Source organism: Rhizobium nepotum 39/7, from assembly GCF_000949865.1.
Taxonomy (GTDB): domain Bacteria; phylum Pseudomonadota; class Alphaproteobacteria; order Rhizobiales; family Rhizobiaceae; genus Agrobacterium; species Agrobacterium nepotum.
Genome location: NZ_JWJH01000012.1, coordinates 1 through 19459, shown reverse-complemented (window position 1 = coordinate 19459; position 19459 = coordinate 1). Strand labels below are relative to the sequence as shown.

Below are 19459 nucleotides of genomic sequence, written 5' to 3'. Positions count from 1 at the left end.
GGTAATGGCGGAGCCAAACCGATGCTCTCGGCCGGGATGCTGGAGAAGCTGCGGGAACAGCGCGGCCAGGTCGAAAAAAAACGCGACATTAGAACTGTGGAGAAGATAACGTCTCCACGGAAAAAGGCGCGTGGAGGTTTCGAGGAGCATCCCGCCTACAAGTCCCTTCAGATACAGAAGGCCGTTGCCGAATTTGCGGGGGTGAAAAACCCTTTTCACCGGTCGCATGACGCCGCTGCCGGGGCAGAGACCGTGATAGACGGCCGAAAGCTGATCAATTTTGCGTCCTACGACTATCTCGGGACGAATACTCATCCTGAAGTTCATGAGGCGGTAAAGAGCGCCATTGAACGATATGGAATTTCGTCTTCGGCAAGCAGATTGGTCGCCGGAGAAAGGCCGCTGCATGTCGAACTGGAGAAATCGATTGCAGAAAATTATGGTGTCGAGGCGGCTGTTTGTTTTGTAAGCGGATACCTCACAAACCTTTCAGCTATAAGCTGCCTTATGACGTCGCAAGACCTCATCATCCATGATGAGTTTATTCATAACAGTGCTCTCGCAGGTGCGCAGTTATCCGGTGCGAAACGGTTGATATTCAAGCACAATGATATGCGTGACCTGGAGCGGATTCTTTCCGGCGCTGCTCAGGATTATCGAAATGTCCTCGTGATCGTCGAGGGCGTTTACTCCATGGATGGCGATATTACCGATCTTCCAGCCATGCTCCGCCTTCGTTCCGAATATCCTTTTTGGCTGATGGTCGATGAAGCGCATGCTCTCGGCGTGCTGGGAACGCAAGGACGGGGAACGTTTGAACACTTCGGTATCGACCCAACAGAAATCGACATCTGGATGGGGACACTGTCGAAAACCTCATCGAGTTGTGGTGGTTACATCGCCGGGAACCGGGCTCTGGTGGAAATTCTCAAAGGGCACGCGGGCGGTTTCGTTTATAGTGTGGGGCTGGCCCCTCCTTTGGCGGCCGCAGCGCTTGGCAGCCTGGCCGTCTTGCGGCGCGAACCACAGCGCGTCCAGCAGATTTTCCGTAATGGTCAGTTGTTTCTTGATGCAGCAAAAAACAGAGGATTGGATACCGGTACGAGTGCCGGGTTTTCCGTCGTTCCAGTTATTGTCGGAGACTCTCTACGCGCAGTAGAATTGAGCAATCGGCTTTTTGAAGCGGGTATTAATGCCCTGCCCATCATTCACCCTGCCGTCCCGGAACGCTTGGCCAGAATCCGGTTCTTTTTGACGACTGAACATACAAAAGAACAGATTTTTCAAGCCGTTGAAACGACAGCAACTCTTCTGGAGGAGCTGGTTGATCAAAATATATCAGCAGCATCCCTGAATTTGGATGAGCTGCAGCGCCTGGTCATAAATCGTTGAGGCTGGGCGAAACATGCACGCAATCATAACGGGTGGTTCGAGTGGTATCGGTTTGGAGATCGCCCGGCTATGCGTCTTGAGTGGCTATGACGTTTCGTTGGTTGCCAGAGATGAAACCGCGCTCTGTATTGCCTGTGAAACCTTGCGGCAGGTTGGACCGGGCAGGGTGAGTGCTGCGTCGGCCGACGTTAGGCGGATGGATCTGCTCAGCGAGGCAATCGAGCAATGCGAGCGCCAGTTCGGCGCTTGTGATCTGCTGATTACTTCGGCCGGCGTCGTTGAGCCTGCTTTGTTTGATGAACTGCTTCCGTCACAATTTGAAATGCAGATGGACATCAATTTTTCAGGCACGGTCAATGCTGTACGGGCCATTTACACCGGGATGAAAAATCGTGGAGAAGGGAGCATCATGATGATCTCCTCTGCGGCCGCTTTTATCGGTATCCCGGGATATTCTGCCTATTGCGCTTCCAAGGCCGCTTTGGCGGCGTTCGCCGAGAGCCTTCGCAGCGAGGTCGGCGCTGAGATCTATATTGGTATCAGTTTTCCTCCCGATACCTGCACACCACAGTTCCGGAGTGAATTACCGAAGAGGCCACCTCTCGCCAAGGCATTGATGGGAAAAACGCACCCTTGGTCTGTGGAAGTCGTCGCTCGGCAGATCTTTGATGCTGTTTCCCGCCGCAGGAGTGAAGTCCATTTTGGTCTGAAGCTGAAGGTTTTGGCAATGTTGGGCGGTTTTATAAAGCCCGCCCTGTATTGGCAGTTGAAGCGATCCGTCTCACTGGATGTGAGGAAATGTTGACCGGGATATCAGTCATCATTTTATGCCGCTGAAGACGCCGACATTACAGAGCGCTATCTCCATAGGAATTTCATTGACGTCTCAAGATCATCCATTTTTGCTGACATCGCTCTGTTTTATTGCGGCGGCTGTGGTGGTGTACGCCACGGACCGTTTTGCATTGCCAGCAGATGCACGCAGGAAATATTTCCAGGTCCGGAGCCGCACGCGTTTCATTGTTGAGAATAGCGCTCGTTTGCCGGTCATTGCGCTGGTATTTGCGTTCTTTTTTGCGATTTCCTGGCGCCCGGTCTACGCCGCACATGCTGTGGCCAGTTATTTCGTCATTTTTACCGCAATTTCGCGCGTGAAATTCGCGTTCATTCGCGAGCCTTTGCTGTTTTCCGACATCGCACTGGTTCTCGACGTCTTTAAATATAAAACGATTTTCTACGCGACAAAATTCAACATCATTTTCTGGATTCTCGCGGGTGCATATGTTTTTGGCGTGTCGGCGCTGTACATGGTTTTTGAGCCGACGGTGCTTCCATCACGACACAAGGTATTTTGGGTTCTTTTCGGGTGTGTTGGCTACATTGGCTTGATAAGCCTTCTGTTTGTCAAACGGGTAAACCAGATTGCTGCAAATCTGTCGGAAGCGTTGCTCGTAACTCTCAAAGTGAGACCCAACACGGTTCGGTTTGGAACTTTTACGTCAGTCATCCTGCACTTCCTTGTCTGGCTCGGCAAAAACCGCGACACACTGGTAAAAGAGATTTCCGAAGGCCTGCATCGGGCGATCTACGAATTGATTGATGGCGAGCATCACGATGCTCCTCTCATTATCGTCTGGCAGTCGGAGTCGTTCTATGATCTGCGTCATCTTGGCGACAACCAACTTGAATTGCCAACGATCGACAGGCTGAAAAAACGGGCGGCGCAATCGGGCAGGCTGACCAACGTATTCGAAGGTGGCTATACGCTGCGAACAGAGTTTGCTGTTCTTAGCGGGTTGAAGCCTGAGGAGGTTCACGTCGATGCTTCTTACCCGTATCTGCGCGCGGGGCATTACGCCGAGTTGGCCTGGCCGAATAAATTGTTGCGGAACGGTTGGCACACGCAATTCATTCATCCTTACGACCGGACCTTTTTTATGCGGCATAAAGCATTGCCGCTTTTAGGTTTCGAGCACCTGACGATGCTTGACGAGTTCGATCATCAGCCGACAATCAATGATCCTTATGTATCGGATTATGATCTGACACATAAGGTATTGAAAACGATAGAGGATGTCGACGCGGATAAGCCGACGTTTGTTTTCGTTGCCTCAATGGCGAACCATGGCCCTTGGGAGACCGGTCGCTGTGAAGGGCTGACTGAGCCCGTTGAGATATATCGGGAACTTCTGCAACGCGCTGATGATGCCCTTGGGACCCTGGTTACAGCGCTTGAGGTATCGGAACGACCCGTCTGGCTCGCTTTTTACGGAGATCACGCTCCGTTGCTCAAAAGCTATGCGGACCCTTTCCCGGATCCACGCACCGACTACCTCGTCGTTCCCTTGGGTACGGCAGGTACGAATGCAGGCTCAAAGTTGAATGTGAGGGAGGAGGCGCCCTGGAATTTGATCGAAACGATTCTGCTTCATGCGAAGTTGTACAAAGAGCGATTTGCATGAGTAACCTGCCTCGAAAAGACAGGAAGAGAGTATTCCTCTTTTTGCAGGGACCCTCATCATCGTTATTTTACAGATTGGCAGATCGTCTCGAGTGCGCTGGTCACAGTTGTTTACGCATCAATCTCAATGCTGGCGACTGGCTGTTCTGGAGACGGTCGGGGGCTGTCAATTACCGCGGAACGTTGTCGGCGTGGTCCAGATACATTGATGCCTTTCTACATGATTTCGGCGTTACCGATCTGATACTTCTGGGAGAAGAGCGTCCCTATCATCGCGCGGCAATTGATGCTGCCAAAACGCTGAATGTGGCCGTGACCGTTGTCGAGATGGGGTATCTGCGGCCAGATTGGGTAACCGTCGAAAAAGACGGTATGTCATCGAATTCCCGGTTCCCTAACGATCCCCTTGAGATCAGGCGGGTAGCACGTGGGCTCCCTGCGCCGGATCTTTCACGAAAGTTCAGCCAAAGCTTTCTGATGGAGGCTGTACTCGATCTTTCCTATAATCTCCCAAATGTGTTCTTCTCTGCGTTGTATCCGGGTTATCGCCGCCACGGTCTTTATCATCCCATCACCGAATATGCGGGCTGGGTCGGGCGAATTTTAGCGTCATCCAAGGAGCGTCGGAAAGCCGAGAAACTCGTGGAAACGGTTGTTCAGTCCGGGCGGCGGTTTTTTGTCTATCCGCTTCAGCTTGAGACGGATTATCAATTAAGATCACATTCGCCGTATTGGACACAGACCGAAGCGATCGAAGAGATTATCGTATCCTTCTCGCGACATGCGCCGGACGATGCGGAGCTGATCGTCAAGCTTCACCCGCTCGATAGTGGCTTGATAAAGTGGCGGCATGTGATCAGCGAAACGGCAAAAAAAAATGGCGCCGAAGCCAGGGTCCATTACATCGATGGTGGTGATCTTCTCAGATTGACTGAGGCCAGTCGTGGCTTGGTAACAGTGAATTCGACTGCTGTGCTGCATAGTTTGCGGCATTGCGTTCCGGTTAAGGTGCTGGGCTGTGCCGTGTATGATGTCGCAGGCGCAACACACCAGGGGGCGCTGGATGATTTCTGGCGGATGCCTGAAAAGCCGGACGCGGCGTTGGTTGAGGATCTTTTTAAACTTCTGGCTGCCGCTATCCACGTTCGCGGAAACTTCTACTCAAAGAACGGTGCCATGGCTGCGGCGGATGCAATTGCCGGACGGTTGCTACGGGACGAGATCAACGTTCCCGGTGGAGACTGCGGGTTTGTTCCCCGTCACCGCCCGGAAAAGCGACGGAAAGTCGAACAGTTGGCAGCGTTGTAACAATGGCACATACGGCAACAAAGAGTTGTTGTTGAAAGGCGGTGCCATATTTTGTGGTCTTCATTAATCTCGTGTTGAGGTTAAAAGGTCATGGGTTTATGCAACCGGGTCGAGTGTCTGAATTGGGCGACGTTCGTCTTGGAATACAAGCATTTCTGGGGATATTTCGTTTGCGTTGTCTGGTGAATTCGAAACTTTTTCGCAACTGCTTTCTGGTCGTTTCGGCAATCGGTATTGGCGGGTGCGATACGTTGCCAAGCGCCGGGCCCACCGCTGACGAGATTAAATCGCAGGCCGGCAAACCGGCAATGGTGAAGGGTGATTCCGTCTCCACTGTCTTCGATGTCGTCGACGTCAGCCACCGATCTGCGCAAATGGTTGCGAACTTCTCCACGACCACTCTCCACCGGCGCTTCGGTATTGGCGGTGCCGCCAAACGCGTCGTGATCGGCGTCGGTGATCAGCTCAAGATCTCTATCTTCGAAGCTGGTGCGAACGGGTTGTTTTCAAGTTCTGAAAACAAGCAGACGGTTTTGGATGTGGTTGTCCAGCCAGACGGAACCGCGGCAATTCCCTATGTTGGTACCGTCAGGTTCGCGGGCGTAACTCTTGAAGAGGCGCGCCAGAAAATTCTCTCGGGTCTGACCAATAAGGCGATCGAGCCTGACGTTCTTGTTACGAGTGTTGGCACCAGTTCAAGAAATGTTACCGTGTCTGGAGCCGTGGGGCGCCCTTCGATGGTTCCGATGAGCCTCACGGGTGAGACTATTACCGAGGTGATCGCAAAGGCTGGCGGTCCAAGCGCTCAGCCCTATGAATCTTATGTTACCCTGGTTCGCGGGCGCGCGACTGGTAGTGCTCTTCTCAAGACGGTCATCGAGAACCCGTCTGAAAATATCTACGTTCAGCCTGGCGACCAGATATTCGTCACCAAGGATCCGCGAACGTTTACCGTCCTTGGTGAAGTCAGCAAGAACAGCCGGATTGATTTCGGCGCCAACGATCTCAATATTCTGGAAGCCGTGGCTATGGCGGGGGGCGGGGCGTCTGATCGTTCCAATGCTGCCGGCTACTTTGTGTTCCGATACGAGGAACCGGAAATCGTCGCGGATCTGCTCGGTGCGGAGCGTTTCCGGCAACTTCGCGAGAAGGGCATGAACCCGAACAGCGACGGACGCTATCCGCTGGTCTATCGCCTGGATATGACCCGTGCTGACAGTCTTATCGTTGGGCAGACATTCCCGATCAAGAGTCGCGACGTTATTTACGTTTCCCGACACCCCGTTGTTGATCTGGATCGCTTCTTGCAACTCGTCGGGCGTCCGGTGGGAACGGCATATCAGGTCAGAAACCTGATTGATTAACCCTTTCTTCTGTTCTGGTTGAGTGTCATAAATATTGCAGATCGTGCAGAGAATGCGAAAGGCGCGCAGCTCCGGTTCGTCGCCGGCGCCTTTTTCTGCGGTATGAGTGAGATGCGGAGGTGCCGGGAGTGTATTATCTGAGGGCTCATATCCGTGTGGTTGGCGCTCTTCTGATCCGCGAGATGTCGACCCGGTTTGGTAGCAAACCCGGCGGTTATGTTTGGGCAATCATTGATCCCGCTGGCCACATAGCCTTTATGTCGCTGATCTTCATGGCGATAACACACACGCCTGCTCTCGGTAAAAGTTTCCCGCTTTTCTTTGCGACCGGTTATCTCGCCTTTCAGTTCTACGCTGCAATGGCGGGTTTTTTGAACGGCGCGATCAAGGCAAACCGGACTTTGCTCAGCTATCCCAACGTTGCGCCCATCGACACTATCGTCGCCCGGTATATTCTGCAGGCGGGAACGACCTCTGTTGTGTCTTTCTGCGTTCTCGGTGTGATCCTGTTGATGGTCGACCAACCTGTTTATCTCAATTGGCCGGCAATTATCGAAGCGGCTTTTGCAGCCACCGTGCTCGGGTTGGGAGTTGGCATATTCAACAATGTTGCGACGTTGAGGTTTCCGCTTTACGAGCAGGTTTTTAACATCATCAATAGACCAATGTTTCTGATTTCCGGTGTTTTTTTTCTGCCTGATGCTCTCCCCGGACCGATCCGGGATATTGTTTTGCTCAATCCGCTGGTTCATGTCGTCATGCTGTTCCGGAAAGGGTTTTATCCGGAATACCGGGCGGAAATGATGAATATGACCTATCTCTATTCCTTCGCGCTAACGATCCTGTTTATGGGGTTGCTTCTGTTCACCCGCTCAGCTTCCGTGTTGAGGAGCCGATGATCAGGCTGGAACAGGCAACGAAATATGCGCGTGTCAAAGGTTTCAAGAAACCGATCATCGAGAACGCGTCGCTCGTCATAAATCGTGGCCGCAGCATTGGTCTGCTTGGCCGCAACGGTGCTGGAAAGTCAACTTTGCTGCAGCTTATCGCCGGATCCTTGCAGCTGGATCGGGGAAGGATTGTCCGCAGTGGGCGCATCTCCTGGCCGCTTGGTTTCCAGGGCAGCTTTCAGCCGAGCATGTCGGGTGAGCAGAACGTTCGTTTCGTGGCGCGTATTTATGGCGTCGATACGGATGAACTGGTCGAATATGTCGAAGAGTTTGCCGAGCTGGGCCCCTTTTACAAAGCGCCGGTCGGCACCTATTCTTCGGGAATGAAGGCCAGACTTGCGTTCGGTGTCAGCATGGGCATCAAATTCGACTACTATCTGGTCGATGAAATAACGGCGGTTGGAGACGCCAACTTCAAGCAGAAGTGTCATGAGGTTTTCCAGCATCGCTTGCAGGACTCCGATGTGATAATGGTGTCGCACAGCACGGGAACAATCCGCGACTATTGTCAAAGCGGTGTCGTTCTTGAGAATGGAAAACTGACATATTTCGATGATGTCGAGGATGCGATCCGCGTTCATGACCGCAATATGAAAGGAACTGGAAAATGAGCGACGATAAACAGCGTTCCGGCAACAAGGTGGAGAGCGCTCAACTTCCGGCAAAACGCACCAATACCGTGGTGATCGACAATCTACTGAAGGTTGATCTGAAAGCAGAGCGGGACAATACATCACGCCAGGAGAAAGCGCCTCCAAGTAAGTACAGAAAGCTGAAAGGCCTCAAGCTTCGTCATGCCATGATTGCCGCCGGCTTTCTGTTCGCTGTCGCGCTTCCCACAACGGTTGCCGGATTATACATGGCGTTCGTCGCTGCGGATCAATATCATAGTTCCGCAGCTTTTGCCGTGCGCAGCATCGATGGCAAAACAAGCAGTGATATCCTTGGCATGTTTACTCAGAGCGCGGGCGGCAGCACGACCGGTGCTGATTCGTATATGCTCCTCGATTACATTCGCAGCGAGCGCATGATTGAGGCCGTGTCCCAGGCGATTGATCTCGAGAAGGCTTTTGCGCGCCGCGGTATGGATTTCTTTTATGCGCTTGAGCCGGGTCTGCCCATCGAGGAAAAGCTGACCTATTGGAAGGAGATGGTGAAGGTCGATTACGACCACACTTCGTCGATCCTCAATGTCACCGTGAAGGCATTCGATCCCGAGACCGCGAAAGCCATCGCGTCAGCCGTGATTACGGAGAGCGAGAGACTGATCAACGATCTGTCTCTTAACGCGCGAAACGGTGTACTGAAGGCCACGCAGGATGAGGTAGCGCTTGCGGAAGGCCGGCTCTCCGCAGCCCGCGTTGCATTGCGGAACTTCCGGGATGTGTCGCAAGTGGCGGACCCTGTGGAAGCCGCCAAGCTTGCCGCGCAGCTTGTTGGTTCCCTCGAACAGCAATTGACGCAACTGAAAGCGGAACTGACAGCCGCACTGACGCGCATGGCGCCGAACTCGCCTCGTATTCGTGTCATCACCACGCAGATCGAAAGTCTGGAAAAGCAGCTGGAGCAGGAGAAACAACGTTTCGGCAGTGGCAGTACGGGGAGTAATCAGTCAGGCGATGTTGCCACCCGGATATTGCAATACGAATCTTTGGAAACGGAACGGGAGTTCGCGGAGAAGGCTTACACCGCGGCGCTTGGCGGGTTGGAAAAAGCCCGAATGGATGCCAACAATCAGCAGCGATATCTCGCGACGTTCATTGAGCCGACACTGTCGCAATTGGCGCAGTACCCCTCACGCCTCATGAGCGTGGCGCTGGTGTTCCTGGGCGGCCTGTTCCTGTGGGGTGTCATCACCATGGCTTATTACAATGTTCGTGATCGCAACTGAGTTATGGATGCTTCCCTGAACAATTGGCGTAGTCCGCTCGCGGTACGTGCAGAGGCACTCAGCCGTCAAGGCCCGGTCATAGCGTTTCACATGAAGGCGTGGAAACACCCGTTCCTGCAACAGTTTTTCCCGCAGAAGCGTTTTCATTTTGTGCCATTTCAGATCACGGAAGGCGCCTTCCGCCGAAAAATATTGCAACTTCTTGCGGCGAAGGAAAAGCCGGTTATCTTCGTGTGGAGCAATAATCTTCCGCCCTTTGCCGCGCAAGAAATCGAGCGCCTTGGCCTTCAGGTTTATTTCATGGAGGACGGCTTTATACGTTCGCTGGAAGCGCATGCGGGCTACTCGGTGCCGTTTTCCCTGTCGCTGGATAGCCGCCGGCCGTATTTTGATAGCCGAGGCCCCAGTGATCTGGAACAACTTCTTTTACATTATGATTTCGATAACGATCCGGCGCTGATCCAGCGTGCTCGGGAGGGCATCCACCGCATATTGCAACAAAGATTGACGAAATATAACGGCCGTTCAGCATCTCCCGCCGCGCAGCGGGATAGCAGGCAGAGTCCTCGCCCACGGGTGCTGGTCGTCGGCCAGGTGGAGGAGGATGCCTCCATTCTTTATGGATGCGATCGTCCATTTACGAATAATGATCTCGTGCGCTTAGCCGCACAGGAAAATCCTGAAGCGGAGATCGTTTATAAGCCGCACCCGGACGTGCTGAGCCGGATGCGTCGGGAGGTCTCGAACCCGGATGATGTGGCACACCTGTGTACCATCATGAAGGGGCAGGTTTCCTTGCCGGATGCGCTGGATAGTGCATACCACATCTACACCATCACGTCCCTTGCGGGCTTTGAAGCCTTGTTGCGGGGAAAGAAAGTCACGACTGTCGGCGCGCCATTTTACGCTGGCTGGGGCTTGACGGACGATAGGCAATCGTTGACCCGTCGCGGCAGAAGGCTCTCGATGGAGGCTCTGTTTGCCACAGCCTATATCTTGTATCCCATGTATTTTAATCCCGGCACCGGCCGCGCCTCCACTTTTGAGGAAACGATAGATAACGTCGCAGATCCGCAGGCAAGGCCTTACGTGTCGTCGGCCGGGAGGGTCAAATGGCAGCCATATGGCACCTATGGCCTTCTCGGTTGGCGCCATTTGTTGACGCCCATCGTTGCCCGTTTTGTGGAGATAGCCGGAAATGAACGGGATGCCGTGCAATATTGTAGCAATCCGGCTGGTTTTTTTCGGGAGTTATCAGATAAGAGGTATCGGTTAATTGGGCGAATGATGTACCCGTGGTAAACTTCACCTAATGCGTCGTTATTCGCTCCAGAGGAAACGCCGCACTATTTGGGTATTATGAGCGTATAATGGCGCGGGATACGTGCCGAAACGATCTATAGTCGGCCGCCTTCGATGCAGCACGTCCACAATCTTAGCCACGTAACCGGTGTTTCAGCTACCTCGTCGGTTATCTTTTGGTAAGTTGTTAGCTTATGGAGTCGAATCTGAAGTTCTATGGTATGAAATTTTGATCTCGGGTGCCTGCCGCTGCCGGTGGATCCTCACATGCAGGATTCCTAATCGTGGGAAGCCTGCATGTAGTCTCCATGGAAGACAACTACAGCTTAGGACGGTGTGGGGGGCGGACGCCGGTTGCTTTCTCCGCGTTTCCACCTACATTTTTGATGGCACACCATGCCTCTTCATACTCAGCAAGAAAAGATGCGTAGTAAAATCGCACTTACCCTTATCGCTTCGGAACTTTCAGCTCGTGGCTCCCGATAAGGAAGCGTAGGATTGGAAATCTGAACACCCACATGCGAGCTTGTGCTCTTTTTATAGGCTTGACCTTAAGTGATTCTTTGACCGCTTCTATTGCTTGATCTCGGTTTTGAGAACGATAATGTGCCTCCGCAGCGTATCTCAGTAGAATTGGTCTTCCTTGGTCTTTCCTATAGGCTTCAGTTAGGTGTTTTGCAGATTTAATGTATTCACCATTGTGAAAATCTTTCAGCCCCCAGCGAACTAAGGTACTGTGATCAGGCGCATTTTTTCTAGCGAGAGGTAAATCTTGAGGAGACAATCTTGCGATTGCGTAGCTTTGCCAAGAAAACTTCACGCGTTGCTTTAATTTACCCAATATATGCGCTTCACCGTTAAACATGAACTTGGTGACCCAGATATTCTTATAACCGTGCGACTTTCTCTTTTCCGTCTCAACGATTTTGTCCGTCGCGATAAACGTTGAGTATTTTCGGAAAAGAAACCACGAAAGAAGCCTTGTAATCGATGCCTTGGAAGGGGCCATGATGCCATTCGCTTTGAATTGCATCAGCCCTTCTGCAGCCGATTGCGCGCGGTAGCCGACACCACACATGTTGTAAAACGCGTTACCTAACGTAATTGTTGGCGTTTCGTGTGCTAAAGAAAGCAGGCCTACGCCGGAGTTGTAGCAGAGCGTCAGGCTTGCAAGGTCTAGCAAAAAATGGACGTTATCGTCCCTGTTTGCGATCACCACGTTTTCCGTAGGAAGGATAGCGAATCCTTTGGAAAGTGGATGAGGCTTTACAATGAACAGAATGTCTGGATTTTCTCTGAATAATTTCGGAAGAGCGGCAACGAACTCGGGATAGGTCTGCTTACCCTTGATGAACATAGTGACTGCCATGTCTTCTTCGAGCTGGAGGGGAATAAAGCAAACTTTCTGGCGTAGCTTGGAGTATGCTCCATATTTCTCCGCCGTTATTTCGTAGCTGTCCATCGCCTCCAGCGTTTCGTGGCCCTGCCGTAAACGCTCAATATAAGCCCAAGCTTCACTGTTTTCCTGCGGAGAGAAATTCTCCCTTTCATACGAGGATTCGGAAAAACTCTCGCTATTGTAGCAAACATCTTGATCGTAATAGATTGTGCCAGGCAAAGCGCCCCGCTCTATAACCACGATATTGCGGCCAAGTTCACGGGCTAACAAAACGATGCCCTTATAAGCGCTGTGGCTCGCCATATAAGGGTTAAAGATCGCTACGTCATCGACTTCGCCGGAAATAATGGCGTCTGTGATCTGTTTCAGCGTAGCAACCTGATCATCGAAGTATGGAATGAGCTCGTATCCAGCGAGACGTAAGGGAAGAAAATAGCCCCATGTTTCGTTGTTCTTGCAAAGGCATGCTATGCGTTTTCGTCTGGTTAGATGATCAATGGAAAGAAGATTGTGCGAAGCTGGCGTATACTTTTGTGTCGCCGCCTCGAATTTGTTTCTTTTCCAATCGTTGTTTGCGTACCAGTCGCCGCTGCGCTCTCTCGGGTGATGAAGGTGATAAACTCGCAGGCCCAGACCTTCAGAGGGCTGGGACATCATTTCGAACAGTCGTCTGAAACCCTTGTAGGGCCTCGCTGAAAAAAAATCAGGTGCCAACGGTGCATGAAAATCTTTGTTGGCGTTCTCAGGGAGAGGAAGAAAGTCTGAGATTATGTTAAAGCGAAGAAGGAATTCAAAATCCTCGGAGCCGTGACCGCGAAAAGATTTGTCATAACCGCCGACTAGGGAAAACATGTTTCTGTTCACCAAGAAGCAGTTTGAATAAGGAGCAATAAAACGTTCTTCCTGTCGGCTGACTTCGACATAATTAAGAGTGAAATTGAGTTTTCTTAGCAATGAGGACCGGCTGTCGTGGCATGGCTGGTCTTCAAAGGAAGCCGTGCTCTCTGCATCTAAGTGGACTGCGGGAGGGTTGATGATGATGTCAACTGTTTCCCGCATTTCGAGGGCGGTTGCAGTCTCCGCGAGGCGCTGGAAAAAATCACGCTCACTTATAAAGTCTGGATCACAGAAGAATACGAAGTCTGTTGTTGACGCCTCAAAAGAGAGGTTACGAGCGGCCGCCAACGAGAAGACGTCAAAATCAGCAGTGAATTTGTAGGTGTACCCGCGTTGATTGCATAGCGCTTTTAGTTTCGCCGCGTTCTCAGGGTCAGAGCCAAAGTCGACGACAGCGATTTTCGGGCACGGCTTGTAATAATCGGACATGAAGCCCAAGCGGTCCAACAGCCAAGGATTCCCAGAATGGAGCCTCACGCCGAACGCCATCGTAATGTCACTTACGGCGACAGAAGGAGATGATGTTTTCGCGGAAGCGTCCAACTTGTGGAGGTTTGCAATTTCGGCATTAGGAAGGTCGAAATTATCTATTTTCTTCACTTTTGGGGTCGCATCAGCCGTATTCATTTGTAATCCCAGATTGAGTTAATCATATGCCTTGCGTAGTAGTTAAACGCCTCGATCAACTCTAACAAGAAAGATTTTTTACAAAATGCACTTGATGCACCGTTTGAGACGGTTCAAAAGTGTCGGGCATTTGATCGGAGCATTATATGGAACGCATTAGCTATCATGGCGTAGAACTGGATCTTGACCCTTCGTTTATGTCGAAGGAGATGATCGAAGTTATTAAGCAGAACCGATATGAAATGCAGGAGTCTAGGCAACTTGGGCGCATCATCCAGCGCGAGGAAGTTGTTTTGGAAATTGGGGCTGGTATAGGCTTCATCTCTGCGCTTATCGCGAAGAACCCACTGACGAAAAGCGTTGTTTCCTATGAAGCAAATCCGGCTCTGATACCAAAGATCGTTGACACGCTGACGCGAAATGTTTCACTGGAAAGCAAAAAGTGGGAGGTGCGGAACGCGGTTCTGATGAACGGAACATGTCCAGATCACATCGACTTTTTTGTGCATCGTGATTTCTGGGCGTCATCTCTTGATCCGTCGTCAAGCCACGAGCGGGTTGAAAAGGTGAAGGTCGAAAGTTTTAATGCAGTGCTTGCTATGGTTCGGCCTACATTAATTGTCTGTGACATCGAGGGAGGGGAGTTGGAGCTTTTCAGAAACGCTGATTTGTCAGGCGTTAAGAAGGTCTTCCTTGAGACCCATCAAAAGCGCCTTGGTCGCCGTGCCATGAGGGATTTATTCGATTACTTCCACGCACGAGACTTTCATTATGACCAAGCGCACTCAGAGGGGGCTGTTGTTTTATTTTCGCATGTCGATCGCGATAAGAGGTAGCCGATCAAACCGTCGATTGATGAAATACCGTTTTTGCGGGTTTCTACTAAGTAGTCCTGCTTTTTTTGTCAGGACACGTCTAAGCTTCTTCTCCGGGCCGACAACACTCTAGCGATTCCACAGAGCCCAAATCACGAGCTCCAGTCGCAAAAACACAGCCGGTAAATGAGATTGGATGCTGTGCATGGTTCCATGCCGGGCGCGTAGCTGATTCCTCCCTATCGATGCCGAACTACGATCTGAGAGACCCATGTCGATTTCAGATACGATTTTCCGCCTGACCTGCCACTGAGAATTTCCTCCAGAATGGATTAGAGTCCGGCCCATTGAGGACGGACTTATGAAGAAGCAGAGATTTACGGAAGAGCAGATTATTGGGGTGCTGAAGGAGCAGGAAGCCGGAGCGAAAGCGGCTGATCTTTGCCGTAGGCACGGGATTTCCGAGGCGACCTTCTACAACTGGAAGGCCAAATACGGGGGCATGGAAGTGTCTGAGGCCAAGCGACTAAAGGCGCTGGAGGACGAGAACGCCAAGCTGAAGAAGCTGCTCGCCGAACAGATGCTGGATACAGCCGCACTCCGCGAGCTTCTCTCAAAAAAGTGGTAGGGCCTGCCGCCAAGCGTGACGCTGTCGCGCACCTGAGGGCCATCATGGGACTCTCAGAACGGCGGGCCTGCCAGATCATATCCGCAGACCGAAAGACGATCCGCTATCGATCCTCTCGACCGCCGGAGATCGAGTTGCGAGCGAAGTTGCGCGATCTGGCCAATGAGCGCCGCCGGTTCGGCTATCGTCGGCTGTTCATCTTGCTTCGGCGAGATGGGGAACCGTCCGGTGTCAATCGCATCTACCGGCTCTATCGCGAGGAAGGTCTTTGCGTGCGCAAGCGGAAAGCAAGACGTCGTGCTGTTGGCACGCGTGCACCGGTCCTCGTCGAAGCAAGGGCCAATGCCCGCTGTTCGCTGGATTTCGTCCACGACCAATTCGCCTGCGGCAGACGCTTCCGCATCCTCAATGTGGTCGATGACGTCACGCGCGAATGCCTGGCGGCGATTCCGGACACATCGATATCATGTCGCCGTGTCGCGCGAGAACTGACGATCCTGATCGAGCGACGGGGCAAGCCCGGCATGATTGTCTCGGACAATGGGACCGAACTGACCTCGAATGCCATCCTTGCCTGGTCGAAGGATCACAAGGTCGAGTGGCATTACATCGAGCCGGGAAGGCCAATGCAAAACGGCTATGTCGAGAGTTTCAACGGCCGCATGCGCGACGAGTTGCTCAACGAGAGCCTGTTCTTTGGGCTCGATCATGCCCGCAGCGCCATTGCAGAATGGGCCGACGACTACAACAATTTCCGGCCGCACTCATCGCTCGGATACCAGACCCCGGCGGACTATGCCGGGGTCATCGCCGCAACCGGCTCCAACGCTACGCAATGTGGAAGCTTCGTGTTTCCGCCGGTTGCTCCCACCCCGCCATTTGGCTTATCAAAAACTGCCGAGGCTCTAATCGCAGCCGGATGAAACTTCAGTGGCAGGTCACGCCCTTTCGATATGCGGCCGTTCGACATTCCGCATGATCTCGCGGAAACCTGTGCTTCGTCGCTGCTACGAGATGGCGACGATCGAATAGTCCGGCGTGCCTTGCCAGATCAGATCCCAGGACGCGCCGGGCCGGACGTTCTGGACAGCCCCCGGATCGAAACAAACCAGGCAGTTTCCGCCGGGTGCACGGACGGAGGGGTAGATGAGGCCGCGGCTTCCATCTCTTCGCAACCGGGCGGCCAGTTCCTGTCCCTCGAGATAACCAACCTCCGGGTCCGGGTTTAGCGCGGCGTGTTCGGGTTCATCGGTCAGGTCGTCGAATTCTCCGATGAAGTCGGAGATCAGTTCGACATAACGGGCGCTGTCATGGAACGAGCCGGTGAAACGGAGCTCGCGGGTTCTGTGCCATGCGACCTCCGCGACCGATACCATCACGTCCCAGGCGCAATACCAGGCACCGCGATCTTCGGAGTTGAAGCGGTTGCCGCCTACCCGCGTATAGGTGAAGGCCGCATTGACGTGCGTGTCGCCGTAGATTCTGAGATCACGGTTGCGCCGCCGCCAGGCAAGCTCTCGCGGATCGAGATGTGGATTGCGGCCGCGCTCGGCGAGCAACCGGGCGCTGGTTAACCCCTCGATCTCGGCCAGAACCTCCAGTTCCTCGTCGCTGTCGACCAGACCGCGAAGCGCCGGTGGCTTGTGGTAGGTTGCGGGCAGCAGGCGGACCAGTCCTCGAACCGACAGTTCGGTTTTCCTCATGCGCCGCCCCGCAGTGCGTCGAGATAGGTTCGGATCGCCAGAATTTGTGGGAGGCCGCCATCGATGGCGGTGTCGACCGGCCGCGCGCCGCTGAAGAGAGGGCCCGTGTTTGGGCGCGTGAACCAGCTTCTGGAGAGTTGCTCAGAGAAGTAGAGTTCGAGCGACTTGTAGATCCCGATCACGGCACTGAGGCGCAGCAACTGGTCCTTCGTCAATTCGCCGGTAAACCCCGGTTTACGCGCGCGCTTCCATGTGCTCTCCGACATGTCGGCGAGGCCCGCTGCTTCCCTGAGGCTCAGCGACCATGCATTGGCGACCTTGGCATAGGCCTTGAGTGCGACGGCATTGAGTTCCGCGGGTTTGTGGGGCTTGACGGCGATTTGCATAGTGGCCTCCTGATGCTCGTAATATAGGCCATATGATCTGAAAGTAAAGATCATATGGACAGATATTTGATCGTGAAGTGGCTCTCGCTGCAAGAGCCTTCTCCTGCTTCGATATTGCGTCCTGGACAAGAGCAACGCGCGCATGCTCCGCCGGAATGGGTGGGCGAGCCGTCCTGCCAAACCGCCAGCTTCGAAATGGAGACGACTGGCGATCGTGGTTCCAACCGGATTCGAAGGAGCCTTCGTGGTGAAGCTCCCCTACTTGTTTCGCGACCTCCTGCGCTTCCAAAAATCAAAGGCAGATACACCTGGCGATCTCGGCAGGTTCTTCCGCCGCTGTCGCTCACACCGGCCGTAGACGCGCCGCCTCCACGGGCCGCGGCGGGTGTCGGCGGATGGCGAGGACAGGGTGCGCCATCTCCCGTGGTCCCTGCTTTTTTACGTGCGCGGGAGCGCCGGTTCTCACATCCGCATCACGAGCCCCCTGGTCAAGCCGAGCGTGAGCTGCTGCTTTTCGACGAGCTCTGCCCGGTGCGCCCGCTCAACCAGTCCGGCCACCTGTTTGATACGGTCGACAGAAAAAGTGTCGTCTGCTGTGATCCGGAGCTTGTTCAGATCCTCGTTGTGCAGGTTTGCCCTGCCGAACCGCTTCTGCAGGGCATTGACGATGTCCTGCGCTTCCGCCAGTGCTTTTCTGCCTTCTGCCGAGTTCCTCATATGGTCGAGGAATTCTGGCTTTTCCTGATGAGACAGGGCATCGAGGTATGTGAGGATTTCCTCGCTGCGCCGTGTGAGAGCAGGGACTTCGACAACATCGCGTTTCTCCCGCTGCCATGTTTCGGAGCTGCGGGCGGCCTCGATCTGCCGCTTCTGTCTCTCTCTCGCGCTCTGGACCTGACTGGCGAGCGCATGGGCGGAGCGCAACGCTTCTTTTCTCTCTTTGTTGTCACCGAAGATCCCTGAGTTTCCGCGCAGGGTTCCGAACTGGTCGGGCCGCTGGCTGATGGCTCTCGCCAGAATGGCGGGATCGATGACATATGTCTGGATGGCTGCCAATGCGCTGAAGACATCGTGATAGACACGAAGGGCGATATTGAACACTCTTTCCATGCTCTCTTCCAGATCCGGCCGCGCTGCTTCACGGGCGACCTCGTCAATGGATCTGTCGTAACGGGTGATGGCGGGAACGAGCGGTGCGGTAACCTCGGGCGGCTGATGCCCGGGCGGCTGATACTGGGGCGACTGATGGCGCAGGTCGCTCTTCGCCATCCGGTCGGCCCGCATCCCCTGTCGCTGTCCTTCCATTATCTGCTGCAGGGATGGCTGCCGGATCGCGTCACCGCGCGGCTCTTTCAGCCCGCGCCGTTCGGCAAAGGCCCTGACATAATCGAGTGTGGTTTCCTTGAGCCCCGAACGGCTGAGGCTGTCAGTGAGATCCTTCATATCCCCAAGCTCATCACGCCCGGCATAAAGTGTTGCCTGATGACGATGACGGGTCATGGCGACATAGGTCAGATGCCGGTCCATGCTGGCCGACGCCATGACGAAGGCCCGGTCGACGGTTGTCCCCTGCGCCTTGTGGATGGTGGTGGCGTAACCGTGATCAAACGATTGGTAATCTTTCGGTCGGACAGTCAACCTGCGGCCGGTTTCCTGTCCGCCTGAACCGCCGTCGAGCCGCAGATGCAGTGCGTCCGGTTCGACGGCTTCCACCGTTCCCAGCATGCCGTTTTTGACATCAAGGTCGCGGTTGTTCTGCAGCAGAACGATGCGGTCACCGGCGGCAAAGGCACGTCTGCCGTTGATGGTCTGGTAGACGATCTCGTCACCCGTCTGCCTTGCATCATCTCCGGCGACTGATGTTGCGTCCTGTGTGACGGACTGGCCGCTTCCCTTTGCCAGAACACCTTCGGCCTGCAGACCCTCCCGGATGGCGTCATTGATGGCGCGGACATCGATGCGGCGATGGGCAAGGGCGATGCGGGACTGATCCGGATTGTCCCTCCGGTCCTGCAGATAATCACGCACGAGATGGCCGCATGCCTGCGCGCGATTATCGGCAAACCGGATGGCATTGTGTCTGGCATACTGCTCCAGAGCATCGGACGTGCGGCGGGTGGCGAATGCGGTCGAGGCCAGTTGCTGCCACGCCTCGTTCTGGCGGAGGATATCTGTCAGTTCGATGGCGCCGATCCGTTCGGTGATGGCACGGAAGGGCGAGCCTGCACCGATCGCCTGCAGCTGCTCATGATCTCCGACCAGCACAAGCTTGGCGCCACGCGCTTCGACCTCCCTGACGAAGCGGCAAAGCTGCCGGCTGCCGATCATGCCGGCCT

Annotated in this window: 15 protein-coding genes; 11 read left to right on the top strand and 4 right to left on the bottom strand. The window is 53.9% G+C overall.

The genetic code is table 11. The annotated features are described in order from the left end of the window. The first annotated feature begins 21 nt into the window (after window positions 1–21). The 9 genes from RS75_RS13425 (at window position 22) to RS75_RS13385 (ending at window position 10668) form a co-directional block, all read left to right on the top strand. Complete coding sequence (locus RS75_RS13425) at window positions 22–1392, top strand: aminotransferase class I/II-fold pyridoxal phosphate-dependent enzyme (protein WP_045021239.1); 1371 nt, start codon at window positions 22–24, stop codon at window positions 1390–1392. A gap of 13 nt (window positions 1393–1405) precedes the next feature. Then, window positions 1406–2197, top strand: a complete 792-nt coding sequence (locus RS75_RS13420) for an SDR family NAD(P)-dependent oxidoreductase (RefSeq protein WP_045021236.1) — start codon at window positions 1406–1408, stop codon at window positions 2195–2197. A 22-nt stretch (window positions 2198–2219) separates the two neighbouring features. Further along, complete coding sequence (locus RS75_RS13415) at window positions 2220–3854, top strand: LTA synthase family protein (protein WP_045021234.1); 1635 nt, start codon at window positions 2220–2222, stop codon at window positions 3852–3854. Beyond that, the gene (locus RS75_RS13410) at window positions 3851–5161 is read left to right on the top strand and encodes a capsule biosynthesis protein (protein ID WP_045021232.1); all 1311 of its coding nucleotides are present in this window, start codon (window positions 3851–3853) and stop codon (window positions 5159–5161) included. Before RS75_RS13415 ends, RS75_RS13410 begins: the two co-directional genes overlap by 4 nt. A 212-nt stretch (window positions 5162–5373) precedes the next feature. Next, a complete protein-coding gene (locus RS75_RS13405; RefSeq protein WP_045021727.1) occupies window positions 5374–6525 on the top strand; it encodes a polysaccharide biosynthesis/export family protein in 1152 nt (383 codons plus the stop codon). A 128-nt stretch (window positions 6526–6653) separates the two neighbouring features. Next, window positions 6654–7424 (top strand): ABC transporter permease, encoded by a 771-nt coding sequence (locus RS75_RS13400; RefSeq protein WP_045021229.1) that lies wholly within the window; start codon window positions 6654–6656, stop codon window positions 7422–7424. Continuing rightward, window positions 7421–8086: an ABC transporter ATP-binding protein gene (locus RS75_RS13395; RefSeq protein WP_045021227.1), complete on the top strand. Its 666-nt coding sequence runs from the start codon at window positions 7421–7423 to the stop codon at window positions 8084–8086. The genes RS75_RS13400 and RS75_RS13395 overlap by 4 nt, the downstream gene beginning before the upstream one ends. After that, entirely contained in the window at window positions 8083–9366 is a 1284-nt protein-coding gene (locus RS75_RS13390; protein WP_045021225.1) for an RkpR, polysaccharide export protein, read from the top strand. The genes RS75_RS13395 and RS75_RS13390 overlap by 4 nt, the downstream gene beginning before the upstream one ends. A gap of 3 nt (window positions 9367–9369) precedes the next feature. Next, complete coding sequence (locus RS75_RS13385) at window positions 9370–10668, top strand: capsular polysaccharide export protein, LipB/KpsS family (RefSeq protein WP_045021223.1); 1299 nt, start codon at window positions 9370–9372, stop codon at window positions 10666–10668. Between the two features lie 448 nt (window positions 10669–11116). Here RS75_RS13385 and RS75_RS13380 read toward each other — a convergent pair whose 3' ends face one another. Continuing rightward, window positions 11117–13591, bottom strand: coding sequence for a capsular polysaccharide export protein, LipB/KpsS family (locus tag RS75_RS13380; RefSeq protein ID WP_052679685.1), 2475 nt, complete (start codon window positions 13589–13591; stop codon window positions 11117–11119). Between the two features lie 146 nt (window positions 13592–13737). Here RS75_RS13380 and RS75_RS13375 point away from each other — a divergent pair, with 146 nt between their 5' ends. Both RS75_RS13375 and RS75_RS13365 read left to right on the top strand, forming a co-directional pair. Then, window positions 13738–14427, top strand: a complete 690-nt coding sequence (locus tag RS75_RS13375) for an FkbM family methyltransferase (protein WP_045021221.1) — start codon at window positions 13738–13740, stop codon at window positions 14425–14427. Window positions 14428–14767: 340 nt separating this feature from the next. Further along, window positions 14768–15957, top strand: a protein-coding gene (locus RS75_RS13365) for an IS3 family transposase (protein ID WP_152643136.1) whose coding sequence is annotated in 2 segments (ribosomal slippage) — window positions 14768–15029 and window positions 15029–15957 — 1191 coding nt in all. Because the reading frame shifts where the segments join, the coding sequence is not laid out codon by codon here. Window positions 15958–16041: 84 nt separating this feature from the next. Here the strand turns inward: RS75_RS13365 and RS75_RS13360 are convergent. From RS75_RS13360 to RS75_RS13350, 3 genes are all read right to left on the bottom strand, one after another. Further along, window positions 16042–16737 carry an RES family NAD+ phosphorylase gene (locus RS75_RS13360; protein WP_045021216.1) on the bottom strand — a complete coding sequence of 232 codons (696 nt, stop codon included), beginning with the start codon at window positions 16735–16737 and terminating at the stop codon, window positions 16042–16044. Further along, on the bottom strand, window positions 16734–17123 hold the full coding sequence (locus RS75_RS13355) for an antitoxin Xre-like helix-turn-helix domain-containing protein (protein WP_045021214.1): 390 nt from the start codon (window positions 17121–17123) through the stop codon (window positions 16734–16736). Before RS75_RS13355 ends, RS75_RS13360 begins: the two co-directional genes overlap by 4 nt. A 462-nt stretch (window positions 17124–17585) precedes the next feature. After that, window positions 17586–19459: AAA family ATPase (locus tag RS75_RS13350; protein ID WP_045021212.1), on the bottom strand; the 1874-nt coding region annotated here is incomplete at its 5' end.